Below are 19,731 nucleotides of genomic sequence, written 5' to 3' on the forward strand. Positions count from 1 at the left end.
TTAGTCCTCTCGGGCAAATAGTGCCTCAATAAAGTCGTCCGACTTAAACGGACGTAAATCTTCAATACGCTCGCCCACACCGATGTAACGGATAGGAATGCCGAACTGATCGGCCACGGAGAAGATCACCCCGCCTTTGGCGGTGCCGTCCAGTTTGGTCAGCGTGATCCCCGTCAGTCCTACCGCTTCATGGAACAGTTTTGCCTGACTAATGGCATTCTGTCCGGTGCTGGCATCAATGGTCAGCATAATTTCATGCGGTGCTTCTTCGTCCAATTTTTTCATCACACGGACGATTTTCTTCAACTCTTCCATCAGGTGCGATTTGTTCTGCAAACGCCCTGCGGTATCGGCAATCAGTACATCCACGTTGCGCGCCTTCGCCGCCTGGATGGCGTCAAAGATAACGGATGCGGAATCCGCGCCGGTATGCTGGGCAATCACCGGGATGTTATTGCGCTGGCCCCACACCTGCAGCTGCTCAACCGCTGCTGCACGGAAGGTATCACCTGCCGCCAGCATCACCGATTTGCCCTGCTGTTCGAACTGGCGCGCCAGCTTGCCGATGGTGGTGGTTTTACCCACACCGTTCACGCCAACCATCAGAATAACAAATGGCGTTTTGCCTTCAATATTAAGCGGTTCGTCAACTTTTGCGAGAATTTCACCCATCTCGTCTTTCAGCAGACCGTACAGCGCTTCGGCGTCACGCAGCTGTTTGCGGCTCGCCCCTTCGGTCAGGTTGGTGATGATCTTACGGGTGGTTTCCACACCGACGTCGGCGATCAGCAGTTGCTCTTCCAGCTCTTCAAACAGATCGTCGTCGATCTTCTTGCCGCGGAAAAGACTGATAAATCCGGAACCTAAGTTTTCTTTGGTTTTAAGCAGGCTGCGTTTCAGGCGGGCGAAGAAACCTTCTTTGGTCGGTTTTTCCTGTTCCTGAACGATCTCCTCTTCGGCCTGCTCTTCCACTGGCACCACGATAACCGCTTCTTCAGCCGCTTCTGCTGCCAGCGCCTGCGCTTCCAGCTCTTCGTCGGTTAGTTCAGGTTCGTTTTCGGCTTCTTCTTCCACCGCCTCAACAATTTCAACGGTTTCCGCTTCGGCCTGCCACTCTTCGGCAGAAACGGCTTCGATTTTCACCTCTTCCGGCAGCGGCAGTTCTTCGTGTTCGATGACGGCCTGTGGCGCTTCGGGAATCTCTTCGGCGACAACCGGTTCTGGCTTCTCGCTTTCCTGAACCTGTTCAGTGACCTCAACCACCTCTTCAGCGAAAGATTCAATCTCTTCTTTGCTGTGTGCCGTCTCTTCCGCTTCGACAACCGCGGCGGTTTCTACAGGCGTTTCAGGCTGCGACTGCTCTTCAACGGCATGTTGCTCTTCGGTTTTCTGTTCTGTTTCTTGCTCTTTTTCACCGAAGCCCAGCCAGGAAAAGAAGCCACGTTTTTTTTGTTTTGCCATCTGCGACTACACTCCTCGCGGCGCTATATACATGGAAGCTAAAAAAATGATGAAATAGTCTAACACTTTACTTAATTGACATCACCGCCCGCAATCGCAGGCCAATTGTTAACAGAGCTTTCCTGAGATGAAGAAACCCAACCGCGCCCCGGCCGGTCAAATTCGTATTATCGGCGGTCAGTGGCGAGGCCGGAAACTACCGGTGCCGGACAGCCCCGGTTTACGCCCTACTACCGACCGCGTACGCGAGACGCTGTTTAACTGGCTGGCCCCGTCAATGGTAGACGCCCACTGTCTCGACTGTTTCGCCGGAAGCGGCGCACTCGGACTGGAAGCGCTGTCACGCTATGCCGCCAGCGCCACGCTGCTGGAGATGGAACGCGGCGTGTCGCAGACGCTACAGCAAAATCTGGCGACGCTAAAGGCAACCAACGCTAAAGTCGTGAACACCAACACGTTGAGTTTCCTCGCGCAGAAAGGTACGCCACATAACGTGGTGTTTGTCGACCCACCGTTCCGTAAGGGGCTGCTGGAAGAGACGTTATCCCTGCTGGAGCAAAATGGCTGGCTGGCAGATGACGCATTAATTTACGTGGAAAGTGAAGTGGAAAACGGTTTACCGCCAGTTCCCGCTCACTGGGATCTGCACCGTGAAAAAGTGGCAGGTCAGGTCGCTTATCGTCTGTATCACCGTCAGGCTCAAGGAGAATCCGATGCCGGTACTGATTAATCTGGGACGTTTGTTGATGCTGGGCGTCTGGGCGTTTTTAATTCTCAACCTGGTGCACCCGTTCCCGCGACCGATGAATATTTTTGTTAACGTCGCGCTGGTTTTCACATCGTTTATGCACGCCCTGCAGATGGTAATGCTGAAAAATGGTCTGCCAAAAGATGGCCCGCAGATGACCGGCTGGCAGCAGCTGCGCGTCTTTATTTTCGGCGTGTTTGAACTGCTGGTGTGGATGAAGAAATTTAAGGCGCAGGTGAAGAAGTAAGGTGCGGCCTGATGCTCTCACCCTCTCCCACAGGGAGAGGGAACCGATCGAGCATTATTCAGGCGTAAAACCTTCGAATCGGGACCCTTTATAACTCAGCGTCCCTTTCTCCCCCACCGTCAACTGATGGTACTGCTGCGCCTCCAGGCGGAAGGTCATCTCGAGCCCGCCGGTTTCCGGCTTAAAGCTCGCTTCATAGCGCATTGTCGTGCCTGCTGGCGTCACCTGCTGCTGGCGTGAACGGCGGTCGTTAAGCGGTTTTTCGCGTTTGTTCGTCACTACCACGCGCTTTTGCAGTAGCGGTGCAGCATCGTTATCCGCCTTTTCGCGGCGCTGCTGTACGAAACGGAACGAGGCGGCAATGACGATAATCGCCACCACGATAATGAAAAACAGCGGCATCTTGCTCATTCTAAAATCCCATCAGATTATGCGGAATTCAGGATACCCTGCCTTCCCTGCCATTGCCAAACGCCCGTCCGCATCACTACACTGGATCAGAAACTGATTATTCAGCCTTAACAGATACAGGGAGTTAATATGCTTTGGTCATTTATCGCTGTCTGTTTTTCCGCATGGCTTTATGTCGATGCGTCGTACCGCGGTCCCACCTGGCAGCGCTGGTTGTTTAAACCGGTCACGCTGTTGCTCCTGCTGCTGCTGGCCTGGCAAGCGCCGATGTTTAACGCCATAAGCTATCTGGTCCTCGCCGGGCTGTGTGCTTCCCTGATTGGCGATGCCTTAACCCTGCTGCCACGTCAGCGCCTGCTGTACGCCGTTGGGGCGTTCTTCCTCTCCCATCTGCTGTATACCATCTACTTTGCCAGCCAGATGACGCTTTCATTCTTCTGGCCGCTGCCGCTGGTACTGCTGGTGATTGGCGCACTGCTTATCGCGGTGATCTGGTCGCGTCTGGAAGAGATGCGTTTGCCGGTCTGCACCTTTATCGCCATGACGCTGGTGATGGTATGGCTGGCAGGCGAACTCTGGTTCTTCCGTCCAACGGCGCCGGCGATGTCGGCGTTCTTCGGTGCAGCACTGTTGTTACTCGGGAATATCGTGTGGCTGGGCAGCCACTATCGCCGTCGTTTCCGGGCGGATAACGCGATTGCCGCCGCCTGCTACTTTGCCGGACACTTCCTGATCGTACGCTCGCTGTATATTTAAATAAGCCTTGACTCTGGAGTCGACTCCAGAGTGTATGCTGCGGTTAATGAGAAAATTATCATTGCCGGAGACTGCCATGTCGACTCCAGAAACACCAAAAAAAGTCCCACAATTCTCAGCACTTAAGCTCAGTCCGGTTCCGCCGAAGGACGACTGCTGCTGCGAAGGTGTGTGCGAAACACAAACCGAAATACTCCCTGAAAACGGCAACCGCTACAGTTGGGTCGTCAACGGTATGGACTGCGCCGCCTGCGCCCGTAAAGTTGAAAACGCGGTAAAACAGGTGCCGGGAGTGAGTCATGTCCAGGTTCTGTTTGCCACTGAAAAGCTGCTGGTCAGCGCGGATAACGACGTTATCCAACAGGTTGAAGCTGCCGTAAGTCAGGCGGGTTACAGTCTGCGTAGCGAAAATGCGCCTGCAGAAAAAACCTCTTCCCTGCGAGAAAATCTACCGCTTATTACCCTCATCATCATGATGGCCCTGAGCTGGGGACTGGAACAGATTAACCATCCGTTCGGCAATCTGGCATTCATCGCCACCACGCTGGTTGGGCTGTTCCCAATTGCCCGTCAGGCATTGCGGCTGATGAAAAGCGGAAGCTGGTTTGCCATCGAAACGCTGATGAGCGTGGCCGCTATTGGCGCGCTGTTTATTGGTGCGACAGCAGAAGCGGCAATGGTGCTGCTGCTGTTCTTAATCGGTGAACGTCTTGAGGGCTGGGCCGCCAGCCGCGCGCGTAAAGGAGTCAGCGCGCTAATGGCCCTGAAACCTGAAACCGCCACACGCGTGATCAACGACAACCGGGAAACCGTCGCCATCAACACGCTGCGCCCGGGCGATGTGATTGAAGTCGCCGCAGGCGGGCGTCTGCCTGCAGACGGTGAGTTGCTCACCGCAACAGCAAGCTTCGACGAAAGTGCCCTCACCGGAGAATCGATTCCGGTTGAACGTACAACCGGTGAAAAAGTGCCTGCGGGTGCCACCAGTGTTGATCGTCTGGTGCAACTGACGGTGCTTTCCGAACCCGGTGACAGCGCCATCGACCGTATTCTGAAGCTGATTGAGGAAGCCGAAGAGCGTCGCGCGCCAGTTGAGCGGTTTATCGATCGCTTCAGCAGGATTTACACCCCCGCCATCATGCTGGTTGCCCTGCTGGTCACTGTCGTTCCACCCCTGTTTTTCGGCGCACCGTGGGAAGGCTGGATTTATAAAGGTCTGACGCTGTTGTTGATTGGCTGTCCGTGTGCGCTGGTGATCTCCACCCCGGCGGCCATCACATCCGGGCTTGCGGCGGCGGCACGTCGCGGAGCGCTGATCAAAGGCGGAGCCGCCCTGGAACAGCTAAGCCAGGTTCAGCACATTGCCTTCGATAAAACCGGTACGCTGACCGTAGGTAAGCCGCAGGTGACCGGTGTTTATCCGCAGGAAATCAGTGAAAACGAACTGCTGACATTGGCAGCTGCCGTAGAGCAAGGTTCAACCCACCCGCTGGCGCAGGCGATTGTGCGTGAAGCGAAGGCGCGTGAACTCACCATCCCTGCGGCAACTTCCCAGCGGGCACTGATGGGCTCAGGCATTGAGGCCGTCGTCGACGGTAAAAAGGTGCTGATTGTCGCGGCTGGCAAGTCTTCTACTCCAGAGGTTGAGGCGTTAGAACAGGCCGGGCAAACGGTCGTAGTCGTCATGCAGGACGGCGTGGCGAGGGGAATGCTGGCATTGCGCGATACCCTGCGTGATGATGCAAAAGAAGCCGTGGCGGCGCTACATCAACTGGGCGTACAGGGCGTTATTCTTACAGGCGATAACCCTCGTGCGGCAGCCGCAATTGCCGATGAACTGGGGCTGGAATTTAAAGCCGGATTGTTGCCTGCAGATAAGGTCAGCGCAGTCACAGAGTTGAACGCTCATGCCCCGCTGGCGATGGTTGGTGACGGGATTAACGATGCCCCGGCGATGAAAGCGTCCACCATTGGTATTGCGATGGGCAGCGGTACCGACGTGGCGCTGGAAACGGCCGACGCGGCGCTGACCCACAACCGCCTGACCGGGCTGGCGCAGATGATCGATCTTGCGCGAGCGACGCGTGCCAATATCCGTCAGAACATCGGTATTGCGCTCGGGCTGAAAGGGATATTCCTGGTGACCACCCTGCTCGGCATGACCGGGCTGTGGCTGGCGGTGCTGGCGGATACCGGGGCAACGGTGCTGGTGACGGCGAACGCGCTTCGGCTGCTACGTCGCCGGTAAAAAAAGCCCGGTGGCGCTAACGCTTACCGGGCCTACATGTTCTGCTAACTCGTAGGTCGGGTAAGGCGAAGTCGCCACCCGACTTTTTTATAAGAAATAGCTCATCGCCAGGCCTAAAAATAGCACCAGACCGACGTAGTTATTATTCATAAACGCCTTAAAACAGGCTTCACGCTCGCGCTTCGCAATCAGCTTTTGCTGGTACGCAAACAGCAAGCCCGCCACCAGCACGGACCAGTAAAACTCCCAGTTCAGCCCGTTCAGGCGACCAATCGCGACCATCAGTGCCAGTACCGCGACCTGCAGGATACCGATAATCAGCTTGTCCTGACGACCAAAGAGGATAGCGGTTGATTTGATGCCAATTTTCAGGTCATCGTCGCGGTCTACCATCGCGTATTGCGTGTCATATGCCACGGCCCAGAGAATATTCGCCAGGAACATCAGCCAGCAGCTGAGTGGTAAGGACTCACTAACAGCCGCAAATGCCATCGGAATCGACCAGCCAAATGCCGCCCCCAGCACCACCTGAGGCAGATGGGTATAGCGTTTCATAAACGGATAAACCCAGGCCAGGGCCAGCGCCGCAACGGAAAGCAGAATGGTCATGGTGTTAAGGGTTAACACCAGCAGGAAAGAGAGCAGCACCAGAACAATGAACAGCACGCGGGCTTCTTTCCCGGTGACTTGCCCGCTGGGTAACGGACGACCGGCAGTACGTTTTACGTGCCCGTCGAATTTACGATCGGCATAGTCATTGACCACACAGCCTGCCGCGCGCATCAGCCAGACGCCGGCAACGAATACGCCCAGGATCCACAGCGGCGGCACGCCCGGCGTCGCGACCCACAGCGCCCATAAGGTCGGCCACAGCAACAGTAACGCGCCAATCGGTTTATCGGTACGCATTAAGCGGTGATAGGCCAACAGCTTATTCTGCGTCAGGCTCCACTCCATTTTTTCTTCCTCTTAGTACAACGGCGATGCCGGTAAAAAAAGCTCCGTCAGTATTAACGGTTTACCGCTCAGGCGAAGGCGGGAACGACGCCCCCACAGTTCGGCATCACGACCAATCTCAATAAAATCTCGGGTAAGCTCAGACGAGGTGAAAAGATAACGCCCCAGAGGCGTTTTCCCCAGCCGTTGCAGCGCCAGCTCGGGCCCGGAAAGGGTGGATTCGGGCACCACCGTCCGCCCGGCAAGCCATGGCTCGCCATCAGCGCAGAGTAAAATTTCACGCAGCCAGTAACGTGGCTCTTGCGGCAATAGCGGCAGCTCGGCAGCAATCTCATCGCCAGAGACAAACCCTTCCTGAATCAGGGTCACCGTGACCGTTTTACCCTGCTGCTCAAAACGTTTCGTCATGGAATCTTCCAGCAGCAACCAGTCCAGTTGCTGCGGATCAAGCGCAGGTATTTGGTCGAAATAGCGCAGCGCACGCAGTTGCGTTAGCGCAGGGTGTGACATGCCAGACTCTCCGATACATAACGTGATGGCATTGTATCGCAGAAAAGCAGATTGAGGGCGGCCAAACGTTATTTAACGATCACTATCGCAACAAGAGCGCAACAGCCCGGAGAATACCAAAAAAAGTGCGCCCACTCAGGCGCACCAAACTACTAACAAATCAGCACTGTGGGGAAACGGTTACCCCTTGCCTTTTACACTGCTGATAAAGGTGGAACGGGCAGTGGTTGAACCTAAACGTTCGGCTTCATCAAGCAGTTTCAGCGCTTTATCGACATCGCCGCGCTTCACCGCCTGCTTAATGGCGTTGTTGAAGTACTCTTCGGTGTCGTTCAGAACCGGTTCAGCTTTCTTCGATGGGGCGGGTGCAGCGGCGGCTACCGGTGCGGCAGCGGCTGCGGCGGCTGGAGCGGCATACACAGGCGCGGCTGTATTGCCTACTGTGACAGGGCCAGTACCGGAAGAGCCAAACAGTGGGCCAACCAGCACGCTGGATGCATTGTTTGTTGAGACTTTCAGCTTAAGCAAACCGTCGGTGACGTGACGCGCTAATGGATCCGGAATATCCGGAACCGAGTTGCCGGTGCCTTTCGCATAGGCTTTTGCCGGATCGATAAGCTTAGTGGTCTGCTGCAGATCTTTTTCGGTCGTGAAAACCAGAACATAAATCTTCTGCTGACCCAGGGCAGGCGTCAGGCGCATTTTACCTTCCAGACGGTCAGCGCTCATCACGCCTGGTTCCTGGTAACTAAAATATTCGCTTGGGAAGAAAGCAGATGGCGTCAGGTTCTGATCCAGAATCAGTACGTTAGGTGCGAAGACGCTGGTTTGCTTGTTCACTTCGCTGGTCAGCGTCAGGGTTAGCTCACCAATGTTGGCCGGCACGCTGTAGGCGGCAACCGGCCCGGTGATCCCTGGCACGTTCAGTTGCTGGCCGCCCGTAGAAAGCTGTGTCGACTGCGTTTTGGATTGATCAACTGGCGTCCAGGTCAGTTGCTGGAGCGCCGCCGCCGGGATAGCCGGCGCAGCACTGGTATTTTGTGGTACGAAATTCACGTCTGCAAAGGAGACCGCCGGAACACAGGCCATCAGCCCCGCAGAGAGGCACAGCGCGACGAGACTTTTCTTCATTTTCATTGTTATTACCTCTGATAGCGTGAGCACTGCGGTGGCCAGGCAATAGCGCGCAGCACCCTAAGGATAGAGGGGCTTGCGCCCCTCTTTTAGGTCATTACGTCAGGTCTAACGAATTACCACCAGATTTCCATCTGGGCACCGAAGGTCCACTCATCAGAGTCGCCGCGGCTGAAGGTTTTTGCGGACGTGTCGCTGTACGCAATACCAGAGTCGTAGCCTGCACCGGAGTCGCCGTTCGCGTAGCCCCATTTTTCATCCCACTTCGCGTAAGTTGCGAAGACACGGATAGCTGGACGGGACCAGATGCTGTCGCCTGCCTGCCATTGTTGTGCCAGGGTGATTTTGTACTGACTGTTGGTGTCGTCGGTTTTCTGAGACTTAACGTTGTCGTAGCCCACTTCTAACAGGGTGCTCATGATTGGCGTCCATTTGTACATAGGACGCACACCGACGGTCCACCATTTGGTGCCGTTGTTGTTATCCAGGTTGATGTCCTGGTACATACCTACGTACATCAGATCCCAGGAGTCGCCCAGAGAGATCGCACCGTGGTCCAGAACACGCCACATGTCGCCGTTGTTGTTGATGCTACCACCTTCCGGACGGCCCTTGCCGTTGGAGGTCATAGAGTCAGTTGCGTACTGCAGCACAAACTTGTTGAAGCCCTTCAGCATGCTCTGGGTATGTTCAGCAGTGAACATCCAACCGTCTTTAGATGCGCCAGGCTGCAGGTAGTAGTCATCTGGAATATTGGTGTGACCATAATCAACACCGAACTCCAGCGTACCGCCTTCATTGACCTGCATCTGTGCTAAACGGACGTCGAAGACATCGTTCGGTACCAGGTTGTCATAAATACGGTTACCCAGCGCGTCACGATCGGCAAAGGTCGCTGAGCCGCCCGCTTCAGAAGAACGAGTTGCAGCCAGAGAGAGCTTACCGAAGCCCAGGTCGATGTTTTCGATACCCGCACCAGGACCAGAAATATCCCAGTAGTAGAAGTCGATCATGTGAACGTCATGACGCTGATAGAAGCGCTTACCGGCCCAGATGGTGGAACCTGGCAGTGCGTCAATCAGGTTTTTACCCTGCACGTTAGCTTCACGGAAGGCCGGGCTGGTAGATTCCCAGTCGTTCTGCTGAGAGACGGAATACGCAACGTTGGTGTCGAAATAGAAGCTCTTATCGCCTTCTTTCCACACTTCCTGGCCCAGTTTCAATTCCGCATAGGTTTCACATTCGTTACCGAGACGGTATTTACTTTGTGCACCGGTTGCCTGGAAACACTGTTGCTCACCGCCACTCCCTGTCCAGCCAATGCCGGAACGAGCATAACCTTTAAAGTCCACAGCACCCGCCTGGGCAGACAGGATGCCTGCCGCAATGGCGATTGCCAGAGGGACTTGTTTGCGCAGAGTAATCATCATTCTATCTCCTGAGATCATTGCTTTTCTTTGAACACTTCACCTGTCGGTTTCGTGTCTTCTATTGGGATTGCTTAAACGCCTGGCTCTTTGTGCAACCGACGACATGCAGTGCCATCCTCACGGAACAGATGGCAACGCTCTGGCGGCAAGCCGATAGCGAATGTGGCACCCTCTTCTACCAACACCACGTCATTCTGGCGGTAGACCAGGTTCTGACGGATGGCGGGGATCTGGATATGAATCTGTGTTTCGTGACCAAGCTGTTCGACAACCTGAACTTCACCTTCCAGCGTCACATCGGCGATGTGGCTCGGCAGCAGGTGCTCAGGACGAATACCGAGGGACATGTTTGCCCCTACCTGTACGTTGGCGCTGTCGACCGGCAGCCAGACCTGCTGGCGGTTTGGCAGCTCCACCTGTACCTGTTCGATCGCAGTTGCCGTCACTTTGACGGGCAGGAAGTTCATCTTTGGTGAGCCAATGAAGCCCGCAACAAAGCGGTCTGCCGGGTAGTGATAAAGCTCCAGCGGTTTGCCCACCTGCGCCACGCGACCGGCGTCCAGCACCACAATTTTGTCGGCCAGCGTCATCGCTTCGACCTGATCGTGGGTGACGTAAATCATCGTGCGGCCAAGACGTTTGTGCAGACGGGAGATTTCAATACGCATCTGGACACGCAGAGCGGCATCCAGGTTAGAAAGGGGTTCATCGAGCAGGAACACGCGCGGTTCCGCCACCAGCGTACGGCCAATCGCCACACGCTGACGCTGACCACCGGAAAGCGCTTTCGGTTTACGCTCAAGCAGGTGCGCCAGCTGTAACACTTCCGCCACCTGCGTGACGCGCTGGTTAATCACGTCTTTCTTCGCACCCGCCAGCTTCAGGCCAAAGGACATGTTTTCGGCAACGGACAGATGGGGATAAAGCGCATAAGACTGGAACACCATGCCTACGCCACGTTCGGCAGGCGGGATGTCGTTCATACGGGTGTCACCAATAAACAAATCGCCACTGGTGATAGTTTCAAGACCGGCAATCATACGCAGCAGAGTAGATTTACCGCAGCCTGATGGGCCGACAAATACCACGAACTCACCTTCGTGGATGTCCAGATTGATGTCTTTCGACACCACAACGTCACCCCAGGCTTTCGTTACATTACGCAGCTGTACGCTCGCCATGCCCTTCTCCCTTCGTTACAACCTGTCGCCGACAGAAACATTCAAGATAAGTTCACTATGGGGTATCCATTACTTTCCCGAATCCTCCACCCCCCGGCTTTTTTATGGGGGAGGAGGCGGGAGGATGAGGGAGCAGGCTCTGCGACCGCGGCTGGAGGGATGAGGCAAAATTCGTGAAGCCACCTGCAAAATTCAGTGTGTTTTTATGTGCGCCAGCACTCATAACTTAAATTTATGCAACGAAGATCACACAAACCGGGGGTGGGGCGTAGGGGTTGGGAGGATGGAAAGAGGATGTCAAATAAGGAGACTGAGTCACGTTGAACCACCTCATTGTATCCACGAGCACATCACCAAAAAAGGATGGCAGATATGAAGATCAAGACTGGCGCACGTGTTTTCGCATTGTCCGCCCTTGCAGCAATGATGATTTCCGCACCGGCTCTCGCCAAAATTGAAGAAGGTAAGCTGGTAATCTGGATTAACGGCGATAAAGGCTATAACGGCCTGGCCGAAGTGGGTAAAAAATTCGAGAAAGACACCGGGATCAAAGTGACCGTAGAACACCCGGATAAACTGGAAGAGAAATTCCCACAGGTTGCAGCAACTGGTGACGGCCCGGACATCATCTTCTGGGCGCATGACCGTTTCGGTGGTTACGCGCAGTCGGGTCTGCTGGCAGAAGTCACGCCGGACAAAGCCTTCCAGGACAAACTGTTCCCGTTCACCTGGGACGCCGTTCGCTATAACGGCAAGCTGATTGCTTACCCAATCGCGGTTGAAGCCCTTTCTCTGATTTACAACAAAGACCTGGTACCTAACCCACCGAAAACCTGGGAAGAGATCCCGAAACTGGATAAAGAGCTGAAAGCGAAAGGTAAGAGCGCGCTGATGTTCAACCTGCAAGAACCGTACTTCACCTGGCCGCTGATTGCTGCGGACGGTGGTTACGCGTTCAAGTTTGAAAACGGCAAGTATGATGTGAAAGACGTGGGCGTGGATAACGCTGGCGCGAAAGCGGGTCTGACCTTCCTGGTTGACCTCATCAAGAACAAACATATGAACGCGGATACCGATTACTCCATCGCGGAAGCGGCGTTCAACAAAGGCGAAACCGCGATGACCATCAACGGTCCGTGGGCCTGGACCAACATCGACAAGAGCAAAATCAACTACGGCGTGACGCTGCTGCCAACTTTCAAAGGCAAGCCGTCTAAACCGTTCGTTGGTGTGCTGAGCGCGGGTATCAACGCGGCAAGCCCGAACAAAGAGCTGGCGAAAGAGTTCCTGGAAAACTACCTGCTGACCGATCAGGGTCTGGATGAAGTGAACAAGGACAAACCGCTGGGTGCCGTTGCGCTGAAATCCTTCCAGGATCATCTGGCAAAAGACCCACGTATTGCGGCCACCATGGATAACGCTCAGAAAGGCGAAATTATGCCGAACATCCCGCAAATGGCAGCGTTCTGGTACGCCACCCGTACTGCGGTCATCAATGCGGCAAGCGGTCGTCAGACTGTTGATGCCGCGCTGAAAGATGCGCAGGGTCGTATTACTAAGTAAGTCTGAAAAACGGCGGGTGGCGCATGCGCTTACCCGCCCTACGACTACGGCACGATCCGTAGGTCAGGTAAGCGCAGCGCCACCTGACGATAAGTTTCCACCGTTGTAGAGGAAGAACCCCATGGATGTCATTAAAAAGAAACGCTGGTGGCAAAGCGACGCGCTGAAATGGTCAGTGATGGGTCTGCTGTGTCTGCTGGTGGGTTACCTTGTTGTTTTAATGTACGTACAAGGGGAATATCTGTTTGCCATCATGACGCTGATTTTAAGCTCTGCTGGCCTGTATATTTTCGCCAACCGTAAAGCCTATGCCTGGCGTTATGTTTATCCAGGCGTCGCCGGGATGGGGCTGTTTGTTCTCTTCCCGCTGATTTGTACTATTGCCATTGCGTTCACCAACTACAGCAGCACCAACCAGCTGGCGCAAGAACGCGCAACGCAGGTGCTTCTGGATCGCTCCTATCAGGCAGGCAAGACCTTTAATTTCGGCCTGTATCCTGCGGGGAACGAGTGGAAGTTAGCGCTTACTGACGAAGCAAGCAGCAAATACTATGTCTCCGACGCGTTCAAATTTGGCGGCGAGCAGAAGCTGGCCTTAAAAGAGGCCGCAGCGCTGCCGGAAGGTGAACGTGCCAACCTGCGCGTCATTACCCAGAACCGTCAGGCGCTGACCCAGCTCACCGCCGTACTGCCAGACGAAAGCAAAGTGACCATGAGCTCACTGCGCCAGTTCTCCGGCACGCAGCCACTCTACACGCTGGCGGATGACGGCACGCTGACCAACAACCAGAGCGGCGTGAAATATCGTCCGAACAACGACATTGGTTTCTATCAGTCCATTACTGCCGATGGCAAATGGGGTGATGACAAGCTCAGCCCGGGCTATACCGTCACCATCGGCTGGGACAACTTTACCCGCGTGTTTACCGACGAAGGTATTCAGAAACCGTTCTTCGCCATCTTCGTCTGGACGGTGGTCTTCTCGGTTCTGACCGTGATCCTGACCGTGGCTGTGGGCATGGTTCTGGCCTGTCTCGTGCAGTGGGAAGCCCTGAAAGGCAAAGCGATTTATCGCGTACTGCTGATTCTGCCGTATGCCGTACCGTCGTTTATTTCGATTCTGATTTTCAAAGGGCTGTTTAACCAGAGCTTCGGTGAAATCAACATGATGCTGAGCGCGCTGTTTGGTATCAAACCGGCCTGGTTCAGCGACCCGACGACTGCCCGTTCGATGATTATCATCGTCAATACCTGGCTGGGTTATCCGTACATGATGATCCTGTGCATGGGGCTGCTGAAAGCGATCCCGGACGATCTGTACGAAGCCTCGGCGATGGACGGCGCGGGTCCGTTCCAGAACTTCTTTAAGATTACGCTGCCGCTGCTCATTAAGCCGCTGACGCCGCTGATGATTGCCAGCTTCGCCTTCAACTTTAACAACTTCGTGCTGATTCAACTGTTGACCAACGGCGGCCCTGACCGTCTTGGCACTACCACGCCGGCAGGCTATACCGACCTGCTCGTGAGCTACACCTACCGTATTGCTTTCGAAGGCGGCGGTGGTCAGGACTTCGGTCTGGCGGCGGCGATTGCCACCCTGATCTTCCTGCTGGTTGGCGCTCTGGCGATTGTGAACCTGAAAGCCACACGAATGAAATTTGACTAAGGAGGGCATCGATCATGGCTATGGTACAACCCAAATCTCAGAAACTGCGCCTCCTGGCGACGCATTTAGGCCTGCTGATTTTCATCGCGGCGATCATGTTCCCGCTACTGATGGTCATCGCCATCTCCCTGCGTTCGGGTAACTTCGCCACCGGGAGCCTGATCCCGGATGAAATCTCCTGGGAGCACTGGAAGCTCGCGCTGGGCTTCAGCGTAGAGCACGCGGATGGTCGCGTCACACCGCCGCCGTTCCCGGTGCTGTTATGGCTATGGAACTCGGTGAAAATCGCCGGGATCACCGCGATAGGTATCGTGACGCTCTCCACCACGTGTGCGTACGCTTTCGCCCGTATGAAGTTCCCGGGCAAGGCCTCACTGCTGAAAGGGATGCTGATTTTCCAGATGTTCCCGGCGGTACTGTCGCTGGTCGCGTTGTATGCCTTGTTTGACCGTCTGGGCCAGTACGTGCCGTTTATCGGCCTGAACACCCACGGTGGCGTAATCTTCGCCTATCTTGGCGGTATCGCACTGCATGTGTGGACCATCAAAGGCTATTTCGAAACCATCGACGGCTCGCTGGAAGAAGCTGCGGCACTGGATGGTGCAACCCCGTGGCAGGCGTTCCGTCTGGTGCTGCTGCCGCTGTCGGTGCCTATCCTGGCGGTGGTGTTTATCCTGTCGTTTATCGCCGCCATCACCGAAGTGCCCGTCGCTTCTCTGTTACTGCGTGATGTGAATAGCTACACCCTGGCCGTCGGTATGCAGCAATACCTCAACCCGCAAAACTACCTGTGGGGCGACTTTGCCGCGGCGGCCGTGCTCTCCGCCATCCCGATTACCGTGGTATTCCTGCTGGCGCAGCGCTGGCTGGTGAATGGCCTGACGGCGGGCGGTGTGAAAGGTTAAGTTTCATTTTGTTATGCCACTGCAACCCTCAACTTTAGACGTATTGTATTGACCCAACTTGTGACTGTTATTAGGCGGCCTCCGGGCCGCCATTTTTTTATTCGCGTTTCAGCCGCTTCGAGTTACACAGCCAGAGGGTGATTACCAGCAGCAGGATCGCCGCCGAGTAGATCAGCACGTCGAGCGGGGATTTATGATCGACGATGATCAGCCGCACTATCGCGGTGATCCCAATGTAGACGAAATAACGCAGCGGGAAGTGAAAGCCGGACTGAAAGTACTTCACAATCAGGGCGATAAATTCAAAGTAGAGAAAGTAGACCACCAGTCCTTCCACCAGCGCATATTTGCTGGTTTGTTCAGGGGCAAACAGCACATCCGCCAGATGCACCGTCTCTTTTCCCAAAAAGACGACCAGTATCAGTCCAAGGCTCAACAGACCGAGGTTCAGCACGGTCTGGAGGATAGTTGAGATAAACTCAACGCGCGGGCGAGTCAGGGATGTCATACAGCACCTCATTCTCCGGGGCGAGGTTCCTGTATAACGCAAAAATGTGACGGAGATCTATATTTTTTGTTTATATTTCGCGCGATCGCCCGGTGGTGAAGTACCACCGGGCTGGTCAGGCATCAGCGGAAGTTAATGTTTTTATCGCTGGTCATATCATACAGCTGGAACTTACGACCCAACTGCTGACCCCCGTCGCGCGTCAGCGGCGTCCAGCCAATCGCCGCACGGCTGCGGGTTGGGCCTGACGAGAACAGATCCAGCGGAATCGACACGTAAACCCCTTTGGTAAAGTCCCCTTCCCCGTACTCGTCCGGCGAGACGTTGGTGATGGTCGCATAGCCGCCCACCACGACGCCGCTGTCGAAGTGTTTGGAGATATCCAGCGTGCCGCCCTTATCGCCCGCCAGGTACTGGCCGACGCTGGCTTTCACCAGCACGTCAGGGGCAAACGACGGCGTCCAGTAGGCGGTCAGGTGGCCGGTTTTGACGCTGTAGTCAGTGAACTTCATCATGTCCTGGGCGCTGCGCCAGTCACGCTGTTTGACGTAGTTGGCATCAATCCCGAACGCCCAGTTGCTGTCGACAGGACGATAAAGCACTTCTGCCCCAGCGCCGCCGAACATGGTTTCCAGATATCCGCCGTACACCTGGCCGTAGAAGCCGTTGCCGAAGTACTGGAAGTAGTTGGCCTGCAGGTTGTTCACATAGACATTATTCTGCACGTACTCACGCACGCGGGTGCGCACGCGCGGCAGCGTCGAGTCATTTGGCGGATTGGTGTAGTTGAACTTGTCGTAGTTGTTAGCAATGTTGCCAAACAGGCTACCGGTGGTCAGCAGGTGGTCGGTGAGCCACAGATCCGCTGTCGCCATCGCGCCCAGCTGATACATGTAGAAGTTCTCTGGCCCGCCGACGGACTGATTCAGCACCGGATCGATATGGAAATCGAAGCGCGACTTGTCGATATACCAGCCCTGCTCGGTGGTATCTGGCACGATCGGCTCTACGCGTTTTTGCACCAGCTCGGTTTCATGCCCGAGCGGTTCACCTTCCAGATGGCGCTTGAGGCTGGCGACGTCCGTTTCCGTCGTCACCTGCGGCAGGTTGAGACGGTTCTCCGTCACGCGGATCGTGCGGATCCCATCCGGGAGATCGTTCATGACGATCCGGTTGGCGCGCTCGATCCCTTCACGTGAGTCGCGGTATTTCACCTGCTCGCCGGTAACGTACAGCGTATCGCCTTTTACCTGAATTTTCGGATCCGCCAGACCCGCATTATATTTCAGCAACGTCAGCTGGTTTGCCACCACCGAGTGCTGCAGGATGGCGTCCTGCGGCTCCGGCTGGTATGCAGGCCGTGCGTTATCGTTGTAGTGCGGGCGCATGTCGTTGAAGTTAGTGCGCAGCGTGAAGCCAAACATGAAGGTATTGCCACGCTCGTAGCTGAGGTTAACGTCGGCCCAATCGGTGACGCGATAAATGGCGCCGACGTTAAACTTGCTCTTCTGTTCAATCTTGCCAGCGAAATCCTGCGAGTAGTCATTCCCTTCATACTCCAGCTTCAGGCGCAGCGGCTGCCAGGGTGTCTGGTATTCGACGCCACCAAACAGCGACGCCGGTCCGTGGAACATCTGGTCGCCGTTGATCGAACCCGCTTTCTGGTAACTATTATCGCGGTAGCAATATTTATCGCTGTAGGAGCAAAACGGGTTTTTGACGTTGCCGCTGGTACCGAGATAACCCCAGCCCAGACCGAGTGAGAAATCAAATGGTCCCCAGGCTTTACTGGCAACGATGTATTCCGCATCAAACAGACCGGTACCGCCGATATCTTTTGCGCCGACGGAGACCTGCGGCATCCAGTAACTCTCTTCCCACAGACGTACTTTGAGGTCGAAGGCTTTATCTTTGTAGGTCTGATCGCCGGAGAACGCCTCTACGCTGCTGTACTGTTTCGTACGCACGTCGGTATAGCGCAGCGTGGTTTCAAGCCACGGAAACAGTTGCACCGACGCGGAGTAGTAGCGGTATTGATCGTTATCGCGATAGTTAAGGCTCAACTCACCCTCACGCGCCATACGTGCGGTGGGCGTTTGCAGTAAACCGACGCCACCGAAGTCTGACTGGGACGGGCCAATAGGTGCCGGATACGTTTCTGCATGGCAGGCGGCACTCACACAAAGTGCCAGCATGCTGTAGAGATAGGTTCTTTTCATTATTCCGGAATCCGCTGTATCAGGGAGCGAAGGATATCGGCGTTAAGTCCGTCATACGCCTTCGTCCAGAAATGGTCGGCAAAACCGACAAAAATGATGCTGCCAGGCATAGGTTCGATATGGCGTTTGTTCCAGTAGGCCACTGGCGCTTTTTGTGTGTGCCCGTCAGGGTAAACCACCCAGGCATAGCTGTTATCCGCACCGCTTAACAGGCTCTGCTCGTCGAGATAGCTCACCACGTCACGACCGGGCGTAAAGGGCTTTTTCCCGGGGTGGCTGATAAGACCAAAAACGGTGATGGTTGAGGGTTGTGCAGGCAGCCAGAGCGTATATTCCCCTTCCAGAGCCGGGTTACCGTTCTCCGACACGCGCACGTCATCCGGATCGAGGTTCACTGGTAGCCGACCGGTGATTTTCAGGGCCTGAACCTGCTGGCGAACGCTGTTAATCGCCGCCGCATCGTCACCCTCTTCCTGCTCCGCTAACCCCGTCAGCCTGGCGAGGAGCGCCTTGTACTGTTGTTCCGCTTCAGCGGTTTTCTGGCGTTCAGCGATCACCGCGCCAGGCCACCAGCTGTTCGCCAGTCTGGGCTGGCCGACGAGATCGATCAGATGCCCGGCGTTGGTCAGTGTTTTGGGCTGCGTGCTGTCCGGGATATAGACCTTCACCGTTCCGGCAGACCAGGCAAGCGGCGCGGCAAAACTGGCGATCAGCGCCACGCGAATAAGTGTTTTCATGATTTCGCGGCCTTGATAAGCGTAGTTTTGACCGGGAAGAATCCCGCACCGAGATACTGCAGGGACTGACGGATTTGTCCGTCATCGTCGACCCAGAAACGGTTATGCCACGTGGCCTGGTCGGTGATCACTTCTTCATCGAGCACGCGAACCTGGGTTGTGTCACTTGCCACGCTGACACTGTCCGTCCCCTCCCAACGGAAGGTAGAGCGTGCGGTGGCGTAACGCACCTGTTTATGCTCGGTCCAGCCCATCGTGCGCGTCCAGCTTGCGCCGTCGGTGATCTGGTTGGGTTTGATAAGCGGGTCAGCAGCGATATTGTTCACCTCAAGCAGGTTGTCTCCGCCCAACAGGGTTTTCACGAGACGTCCATGCTGCGTCACGATGGTGGCCTGATCCTGCGTCACCCATTTCTGCTGCCCGTTTTCATCGAAAGCGAGCACCACAAACAGTTGCGGGCCATCGTTTAACTGCATGTACTGGCTGGCATACGGCATGTTCTGAAGTTCATCATCGGTCAGATGTACACCCGGTGTGCCGAACACGCTGTCCCACAGTGAGTTCCCCAGCCCTTTGGTGGTGGCTGAGCACGCCTGCAAGAGCAGGCAAATCATGATGATTGCAGGTCGCTTCACGACTCTTCTCCGAAGGGCGAAATAACCACACCGAAGTGTGGTTATGATTAAAACACCCGGAATTATCGGGTGCTGGTCGTTGTGGTGGTCGTGGTTCCGGTATTGGAGCCATCACCGCCACCGGTTGCCGCCAGCGCGACACCCACGGCTGAACTTACGGTGCTGGCGCTGGCTGCGGTAGAACTTCCCGCAGACGCAGACGTCGCAGCCGACCCTGCCGCTTCCCCGACCTGAACCGGAGCTGCATAGACAGATGTCGCCGCAAGCGCAGATATGGCAAAAATGCCATACAGTACTTTCTTCATAACAATTTCCCTTCAATGAATGAATGGAGATTTGCCCGATAAGAATTTCAGGCGGAATCGAGTATACACAACTACTGCCGTGGGATTGCCGTAAGGGGAAATAGGGGTAG

The 19,731-nt window shown here is 55.4% G+C and carries 19 protein-coding genes; 7 read left to right on the plus strand and 12 right to left on the minus strand.

What is annotated here, in order from left to right; all coding sequences use genetic code 11:
* Positions 1-1,461: a signal recognition particle-docking protein FtsY gene (gene ftsY, locus JGF26_RS20245; RefSeq protein ID WP_128348331.1), complete on the minus strand. Its 1,461-nt coding sequence runs from the start codon at positions 1,459-1,461 to the stop codon at positions 1-3.
* A 127-nt stretch (positions 1,462-1,588) separates the two neighbouring features.
* Here ftsY and rsmD point away from each other — a divergent pair, with 127 nt between their 5' ends.
* On the plus strand, positions 1,589-2,191 hold the full coding sequence (rsmD, locus tag JGF26_RS20250) for a 16S rRNA (guanine(966)-N(2))-methyltransferase (protein ID WP_129324858.1): 603 nt from the start codon (positions 1,589-1,591) through the stop codon (positions 2,189-2,191).
* Entirely contained in the window at positions 2,175-2,456 is a 282-nt protein-coding gene (locus JGF26_RS20255; RefSeq protein ID WP_049007747.1) for a DUF1145 family protein, read from the plus strand. Before rsmD ends, JGF26_RS20255 begins: the two co-directional genes overlap by 17 nt.
* Before the next feature lie 54 nt (positions 2,457-2,510).
* Here JGF26_RS20255 and JGF26_RS20260 read toward each other — a convergent pair whose 3' ends face one another.
* A complete protein-coding gene (locus JGF26_RS20260) occupies positions 2,511-2,867 on the minus strand; it encodes a DUF2500 domain-containing protein (protein WP_049007748.1) in 357 nt (118 codons plus the stop codon).
* A 129-nt stretch (positions 2,868-2,996) separates the two neighbouring features.
* Between JGF26_RS20260 and JGF26_RS20265 the strand changes: the two genes are divergently transcribed.
* Both JGF26_RS20265 and zntA read left to right on the plus strand, forming a co-directional pair.
* The gene (locus tag JGF26_RS20265) at positions 2,997-3,623 is read left to right on the plus strand and encodes a lysoplasmalogenase (RefSeq protein ID WP_114979566.1); all 627 of its coding nucleotides are present in this window, start codon (positions 2,997-2,999) and stop codon (positions 3,621-3,623) included.
* Positions 3,624-3,699: 76 nt separating this feature from the next.
* Entirely contained in the window at positions 3,700-5,871 is a 2,172-nt protein-coding gene (gene zntA, locus JGF26_RS20270) for a Zn(II)/Cd(II)/Pb(II) translocating P-type ATPase ZntA (RefSeq protein WP_134708603.1), read from the plus strand.
* Positions 5,872-5,958: 87 nt separating this feature from the next.
* Here the strand turns inward: zntA and ubiA are convergent, their stop codons facing one another.
* From ubiA to malK, 5 genes are all read right to left on the minus strand, one after another.
* Positions 5,959-6,828: a 4-hydroxybenzoate octaprenyltransferase gene (gene ubiA, locus JGF26_RS20275; protein ID WP_134708602.1), complete on the minus strand. Its 870-nt coding sequence runs from the start codon at positions 6,826-6,828 to the stop codon at positions 5,959-5,961.
* A 12-nt stretch (positions 6,829-6,840) separates the two neighbouring features.
* Positions 6,841-7,338: a chorismate lyase gene (gene ubiC / locus JGF26_RS20280; protein WP_028017968.1), complete on the minus strand. Its 498-nt coding sequence runs from the start codon at positions 7,336-7,338 to the stop codon at positions 6,841-6,843.
* Positions 7,339-7,518: 180 nt separating this feature from the next.
* Positions 7,519-8,475: a maltose operon protein MalM gene (gene malM, locus JGF26_RS20285; RefSeq protein ID WP_134708601.1), complete on the minus strand. Its 957-nt coding sequence runs from the start codon at positions 8,473-8,475 to the stop codon at positions 7,519-7,521.
* A 113-nt stretch (positions 8,476-8,588) separates the two neighbouring features.
* Positions 8,589-9,902 (minus strand): maltoporin, encoded by a 1,314-nt coding sequence (locus tag JGF26_RS20290; RefSeq protein WP_128348333.1) that lies wholly within the window; start codon positions 9,900-9,902, stop codon positions 8,589-8,591.
* Between the two features lie 71 nt (positions 9,903-9,973).
* Positions 9,974-11,083, minus strand: coding sequence for a maltose/maltodextrin ABC transporter ATP-binding protein MalK (malK, locus tag JGF26_RS20295; protein ID WP_028017971.1), 1,110 nt, complete (start codon positions 11,081-11,083; stop codon positions 9,974-9,976).
* A gap of 372 nt (positions 11,084-11,455) precedes the next feature.
* Between malK and malE the strand changes: the two genes are divergently transcribed.
* The 3 genes from malE to malG all read left to right on the plus strand — a co-directional run bounded on the left by malE (position 11,456) and on the right by malG (position 15,217).
* Complete coding sequence (gene malE, locus JGF26_RS20300) at positions 11,456-12,646, plus strand: maltose/maltodextrin ABC transporter substrate-binding protein MalE (RefSeq protein WP_032666867.1); 1,191 nt, start codon at positions 11,456-11,458, stop codon at positions 12,644-12,646.
* A gap of 121 nt (positions 12,647-12,767) precedes the next feature.
* A complete protein-coding gene (gene malF / locus JGF26_RS20305) occupies positions 12,768-14,312 on the plus strand; it encodes a maltose ABC transporter permease MalF (protein WP_028017973.1) in 1,545 nt (514 codons plus the stop codon).
* Positions 14,313-14,326: 14 nt separating this feature from the next.
* Entirely contained in the window at positions 14,327-15,217 is an 891-nt protein-coding gene (malG, locus tag JGF26_RS20310; protein WP_014830272.1) for a maltose ABC transporter permease MalG, read from the plus strand.
* Positions 15,218-15,314: 97 nt separating this feature from the next.
* Here malG and psiE read toward each other — a convergent pair whose 3' ends face one another.
* The 5 genes from psiE to yjbE form a co-directional block, all read right to left on the minus strand.
* On the minus strand, positions 15,315-15,725 hold the full coding sequence (gene psiE, locus JGF26_RS20315; RefSeq protein ID WP_000202963.1) for a phosphate-starvation-inducible protein PsiE: 411 nt from the start codon (positions 15,723-15,725) through the stop codon (positions 15,315-15,317).
* A 122-nt stretch (positions 15,726-15,847) separates the two neighbouring features.
* Positions 15,848-17,944 carry a YjbH domain-containing protein gene (locus JGF26_RS20320; RefSeq protein WP_049007752.1) on the minus strand — a complete coding sequence of 699 codons (2,097 nt, stop codon included), beginning with the start codon at positions 17,942-17,944 and terminating at the stop codon, positions 15,848-15,850.
* Complete coding sequence (locus JGF26_RS20325; RefSeq protein WP_129324851.1) at positions 17,944-18,681, minus strand: capsule biosynthesis GfcC D2 domain-containing protein; 738 nt, start codon at positions 18,679-18,681, stop codon at positions 17,944-17,946. Before JGF26_RS20325 ends, JGF26_RS20320 begins: the two co-directional genes overlap by 1 nt.
* Positions 18,678-19,316, minus strand: coding sequence for a YjbF family lipoprotein (locus tag JGF26_RS20330; RefSeq protein WP_134708600.1), 639 nt, complete (start codon positions 19,314-19,316; stop codon positions 18,678-18,680). The genes JGF26_RS20325 and JGF26_RS20330 overlap by 4 nt, the downstream gene beginning before the upstream one ends.
* Before the next feature lie 62 nt (positions 19,317-19,378).
* Positions 19,379-19,621: an exopolysaccharide production protein YjbE gene (yjbE, locus tag JGF26_RS20335; protein ID WP_028017977.1), complete on the minus strand. Its 243-nt coding sequence runs from the start codon at positions 19,619-19,621 to the stop codon at positions 19,379-19,381.
* Positions 19,622-19,731: the final 110 nt, after the last annotated feature.

The sequence above is a fragment of the Enterobacter sp. E1 genome (genome assembly GCF_016809815.1).
GTDB classification, from domain to species: domain Bacteria; phylum Pseudomonadota; class Gammaproteobacteria; order Enterobacterales; family Enterobacteriaceae; genus Enterobacter; species Enterobacter adelaidei.

Bases quoted from the DNA above. Each gene is read 5' to 3' on its own strand.
- JGF26_RS20320 (WP_049007752.1), bottom strand. From the start codon at position 17,944: ATGAAAAGAACCTATCTCTACAGCATGCTGGCACTTTGTGTGAGTGCC.
- malF (WP_028017973.1), top strand. From the start codon at position 12,768: ATGGATGTCATTAAAAAGAAACGCTGGTGGCAAAGCGACGCGCTGAAA.
- psiE (WP_000202963.1), bottom strand. From the start codon at position 15,725: ATGACATCCCTGACTCGCCCGCGCGTTGAGTTTATCTCAACTATCCTC.
- JGF26_RS20255 (WP_049007747.1), top strand. From the start codon at position 2,175: ATGCCGGTACTGATTAATCTGGGACGTTTGTTGATGCTGGGCGTCTGG.
- malE (WP_032666867.1), top strand. From the start codon at position 11,456: ATGAAGATCAAGACTGGCGCACGTGTTTTCGCATTGTCCGCCCTTGCA.
- yjbE (WP_028017977.1), bottom strand. From the start codon at position 19,621: ATGAAGAAAGTACTGTATGGCATTTTTGCCATATCTGCGCTTGCGGCG.
- rsmD (WP_129324858.1), top strand. From the start codon at position 1,589: ATGAAGAAACCCAACCGCGCCCCGGCCGGTCAAATTCGTATTATCGGC.
- malK (WP_028017971.1), bottom strand. From the start codon at position 11,083: ATGGCGAGCGTACAGCTGCGTAATGTAACGAAAGCCTGGGGTGACGTT.
- JGF26_RS20290 (WP_128348333.1), bottom strand. From the start codon at position 9,902: ATGATGATTACTCTGCGCAAACAAGTCCCTCTGGCAATCGCCATTGCG.
- zntA (WP_134708603.1), top strand. From the start codon at position 3,700: ATGTCGACTCCAGAAACACCAAAAAAAGTCCCACAATTCTCAGCACTT.
- ftsY (WP_128348331.1), bottom strand. From the start codon at position 1,461: ATGGCAAAACAAAAAAAACGTGGCTTCTTTTCCTGGCTGGGCTTCGGT.
- ubiA (WP_134708602.1), bottom strand. From the start codon at position 6,828: ATGGAGTGGAGCCTGACGCAGAATAAGCTGTTGGCCTATCACCGCTTA.
- JGF26_RS20265 (WP_114979566.1), top strand. From the start codon at position 2,997: ATGCTTTGGTCATTTATCGCTGTCTGTTTTTCCGCATGGCTTTATGTC.
- ubiC (WP_028017968.1), bottom strand. From the start codon at position 7,338: ATGTCACACCCTGCGCTAACGCAACTGCGTGCGCTGCGCTATTTCGAC.
- JGF26_RS20325 (WP_129324851.1), bottom strand. From the start codon at position 18,681: ATGAAAACACTTATTCGCGTGGCGCTGATCGCCAGTTTTGCCGCGCCG.
- malM (WP_134708601.1), bottom strand. From the start codon at position 8,475: ATGAAAATGAAGAAAAGTCTCGTCGCGCTGTGCCTCTCTGCGGGGCTG.
- JGF26_RS20260 (WP_049007748.1), bottom strand. From the start codon at position 2,867: ATGAGCAAGATGCCGCTGTTTTTCATTATCGTGGTGGCGATTATCGTC.
- malG (WP_014830272.1), top strand. From the start codon at position 14,327: ATGGCTATGGTACAACCCAAATCTCAGAAACTGCGCCTCCTGGCGACG.